Annotated in this window: 1 protein-coding gene; it reads right to left on the minus strand. The window is 65.5% G+C overall.

The window, feature by feature from the left end:
- Positions 1-228: 228 nt before the first annotated feature.
- Positions 229-635: immunity 49 family protein (locus tag IE178_RS35190; protein WP_193515088.1), on the minus strand; the 407-nt coding region annotated here is incomplete at its 5' end.

Genomic DNA, 635 nt, shown 5'->3' on the forward strand with positions numbered 1-635 from the left:
GTCGAGGATCCAGTCGGTGGTCTCGGTGAGGGCGTCGAGGGTGTCCGGGACCTCGTCCGTGGGGTACTCGTGGCGATCGATGCGGGCAAGGGGCATGTGCTGATCAGACGTCGATGTCACCTGGGACGACACTCCGATCCGCGTTACGGCGCACTCGGTCTCGTGGCCGGAAGGACCTCACCTCGCCCCGTCGACTCCCTTGCACTCCGACACCGCCGCCGCGAAAATTCAGACCTTGAACTCACCGAGCCAGCTCCGCTCCAGCAGGTGTTTGGGCAGGTAGTCGGTCTGCACATCGATCGGAAGGTCGCCGTCGTAGGCGAGGCAGGCGATGGCCAGTGGTGCGAGGGCGACCATGCCGGACGGGTCGTCCGTCCTGTCCTCGTCCGCTGTCCAGTAGGCCTTGTGCAGCTCCACCGCTTCCGCGAGGGCCTGGTTGAAGCCGGGGCCGTCCTGGCGCAGGAAGCGGTAGAAGAGGTTGATCGGGGGGTAGAGGATGTGCTGCAGCAGTTCGCTGGGGGCGATGCGGGCGGTGTCGGGGTGGGAGCGGCGCAGTGCTTCTGTGAGGTGTTCCACCAGTCCGGGGCGTTGTAGCCAGTAGGCCTGTAGTGCTGCGATCCAGTGGTAGATGTACA

The sequence above is a fragment of the Streptomyces griseoloalbus genome (assembly GCA_014650015.1).
Classification (GTDB): Bacteria; Actinomycetota; Actinomycetes; order Streptomycetales; family Streptomycetaceae; genus Streptomyces; species Streptomyces griseoloalbus.